The 3645-nt window shown below is 63.3% G+C and carries 1 protein-coding gene; it reads right to left on the bottom strand.

Going from position 1 to position 3645, the window contains the following annotated elements; translation table 11 throughout:
• Positions 1-3645: two-partner secretion domain-containing protein (locus tag CWO89_RS41830; protein WP_130584069.1), on the bottom strand; the 3645-nt coding region annotated here is incomplete at both ends.

Here is a 3645-nt window from a genome sequence, read left to right as displayed (position 1 = left end):
CGAGATCATGCCGTCCACGGTGACCTGGCCCGTGCTCGCGATGCTGACCGACTGGCCCGGATCCACACGCAAGGCCGCACCCGTGTCGATCAGGATCCCGGATCCGTTGGCCGCGTTGGGGTCCGTGGTCAGCTTCAGGCTGGCGCCGGCGCGCTGCATAAGCTGCCCAGTGCTGACATTTTCCTGGTAGAGCGGCGGTGTCCAGACTTCGAGCGCGGTGGCCGGGTCACTGCCGGTCGGCACCGTATAGCTTGCCGCGGTCGTCCGGTAGACCGGCATCGTCACATCGACCTGGGTATTCTTGCTGACCACGACGCCGACCTGGCTCGAAATGTCGTAATTCGAAAACCCGCTCTTGAAGATGCCGGGGTCGAGATTGAGCGGTGGCTTGATGGCAACGGTCTGCGCGAGGATGGTTCCGGCGGGAATCCGCGTCCCTGTCGGCACGCTCAACTCCTTTGCAGCAGTAGATCCTGCTGCATAAGTCACAGTGGTCGGCGTGACGGCCAATCCATTTGGAAAGGCGTCGGCCGGAACAACATAGCCCGCGGTGAGGTCCCCCGCTGATCCCAGCAGTTGCGTGCCCGCGGGTACCTGGGTGCCCGGAGAGTAATAAGTGAAGTTACTGTCGTATACGTAGGCCAGGCTGTCAGGCACCTGCCAATTTGCGCCGACGGTTACGCCCCTGGAGAAGTCGGGCATCAGATCCATTTGCAGCGCTTCGCCAGGAAGCGCCTTCCTGACAGTCATGCTGTAAGTGAACGGGATCTGCGTCCCCGCCGGAATGACCAGGGCGGAATCCAGAAACAGAACTGTCGTCGTAGCCTGTCCGGCGGGGAGCAAACCATCCGCGAGCAACGGCAGGTCGGAAATATTGATGGCGCTGCCGCTGCTGATGGTCAGCGTGCCGCCCTTTGTCATTCCGTACGATCGAACGGTGCCTTCGAGCACCAGCGGATCGCCTGGAAGAAGATCGAACCCGTTCGCCACATCCGCGATCAGGGTGATGTTTCCACCCTTGCCGCCCGTGATCTTGCCATTGATGAGGATGGCGCCGCCGGAAGACGCATCGATCAGGCTGCCGGCGGAGAGCTTCACGGATTGGGGCGAGTTCAGCGAGACATTGCCGCCGTCGACAAAAGCGAGACCGGACAGATTGCCGCGATCAAGGAGTGCATTGGTCCACAGCCCGCGCGTATCGATCACGGCGCCCGGGTTCAGCCGCACGCCCAGCATGCCGTCGATGGTCGGCAGCGTCCCGGTGCCGACGTCGACGACATTGCTGAAGGACACATTGCCGCTGCGCACGGTGACGGTGCTGTTGACATCGATAACCGGTGCGGCAGCGGTGATCTGACCGCCCGGCGCCAGTGTCAGCGGAGCGTCGATGGCGACATGCCCGCCGGTCGTCACCGTCAAACCGCCCAATCCGAAGCTGTTGAGCTGCCTGGTATCGAACCACGCGGTATTGGCGCGGTCCTCAGGCACCGACGCGTTCGGCGACAGCGCGTTCGCGAGCGAGGGAACATGATCGTCAAATTTGACATCGGTGACAAAACCGAGCGGCGCGCCTGGGCTCTGGCCAGGCTTGCCGTAATCCCCAAGCGCGAGCGTTCCCGCTTGCGCTACCGTGTTCTGGCCCAGCTTGTAGCCGTCGGTGGCGCCGGAAGGCCGCTTCCCGCTTTGGCGCTCACCCTTGACGATGTCAGCGAGGATGGTGCCTTCGAAGATCGACGTCGGCGTCGAAAGAATGAGCTGGCCGGCGTCGCGGCCGACCGTATTGCCATCCTCCCAGCGCTGGCTCACGCGTCCCCTGCCGAACGGTGATGCCCAAATCTCGGTCAGCACATCGTCAACCTTGTCTTGGATATAATGCTTGCGCACAAAGCTCCCGCCGAGCGCTGTGAACTGCATATCGGCGCGCGCATTGTTGATGTTGTAGGTCCGGCCGTCCGCACCGACGAAATTGCTGGTCTTGATATAGCCGCCCTCATAAGTGACGGAGCCGCCGGAGATGTTGAAGATCGAGCCCGGCTGCGCGACGACGTCCCGCGCCGACAAGGTGATGGTGCCGCCGACGGCAGTCCATTCGCCAATCTTGTGCGCGGTATTGCTGAGATAACCGGAGACCTCCAGCAGTCCGCCGGGGGTGTAGTAGCGGTCCGATGCATAACCGCCGGTTCCGGCGGGCACCAGGACGAGATCGCGCAGATCAATCCAGACATCCGCGTTCTTCAGATAGCTCTGATCCCGATTGGCCGGACTGTCGCGCAGTTCGTTGCCCTGGATATTGACCTCGATGTTGTTGGCCGACATTGGCAGTAGCACACCGCGGGTGCCGGAGACATCGATGGTGGCGCCGCTTCCGGTAAAGACGCGACCGATCGCCGAAACCGCCACCTGCCCGCCCTGGGCCTGCGTGATCGAGCCGCCTCTGAAGACCACGTCGCCGCCGGTCACGATCTCGATACGCGACTGGTCCAGGCGATCCGGCAGCTTGGAGAGATTGTCGAACTGCGGATCATAGCCGACAGGGCGCACTGCCGTGACGAACGCATCGCGTTGGCTGTTGAGCGCGGTCGCGTCGCTGTCGAGCTCGGGCAGGATGGTAGTCAGGCTGTTGGCACCGAGCGTGACGCTCCCGTTGGTATCGGAGACGGCGTTCAGAAGATGAATCGTGCCGCGCGTGTTGACGGAGGTGGTCGACACGAGCGCACCGTCTTGCACGATCGCGCGCCCGGCAAGCGTGATGTCGCCCTGCTGGCTGTAGATCAAGCCGGAATTGGTGACCGCGCCACTGAGACTGTCCGCACGCAAGAGCGGCACAATCTCATGGCCGCGCGTCGTCGAAGCCTGGTTGGCGGCGGTGCCATAGCCCGCGCGCAGGAGAAAATCGTCGCCTGCCCCCAGTATCACCTGTCCCTGGGGCGACGAGATCCGGCCGGCATTTTCCACAGCCGCACCCAATAGCAGCACGAAGCCGCCGCCGGTCGTGTTCTTGGCTGGCGGCTTGGTCTCGATGAGAGCGCCGGGCTCGACCTTCACCTCGCCGCCCGCATCCGTGAAGCTCGGGTAATAGGTGCCGTTCTCGTAGCGCGAATAGATGCCGTTGTTGAGGAATTGCTCGTTCGAGAGCTTCGCCGTCGACGCAACCAGCGCACCGAGATTCACCTGGGACGTTCCGCCGAAGATGATGCCGTTCTGGTTGATGACGTAGACGGAGCCGTCGGCCTTGATGCTGCCGAGAATCTGGCTCGGCCTGGCATCCGCGCCGAGCACACGGTTCAGCGCGACCCAATTACGGTTGCCCTGCTGGTCGAAACGAAGGTCTGTTCTGGCGCCGACGTTGAAGGTATCCCAGCTCAGGATCGCCTTCTGCTCGCGTTGCCTGATGTCGACGTTGACGCGATCACCATCCGTACGCTCGGTCGGCAGGTCGGCTCCCTTCCAAAGGTTCTGGTTCACGCTCCCATTGGGGCCGATAACCCCGCTGCCAATCTGCAGACCGCCCGGCCTGAGCCCGTTGGGAACAACATTCGCCTGCTGCGCTGCCCGGGCGGCAGCGCGCGCGGCTTGCTGGACCGCCTGCTGCGCCTGGATCGCAAGCGTCGCGCGTCGCAGCGAGTCGTTCGCGGCCATGGCAGC

The sequence above is a fragment of the Bradyrhizobium sp. Leo170 genome (assembly GCF_004296405.1).
Lineage (GTDB): Bacteria > Pseudomonadota > Alphaproteobacteria > Rhizobiales > Xanthobacteraceae > Bradyrhizobium.
The sequence above is the reverse complement of the archived record's forward strand: the minus strand, read 5'-3'. Positions and strand labels throughout refer to the sequence as shown.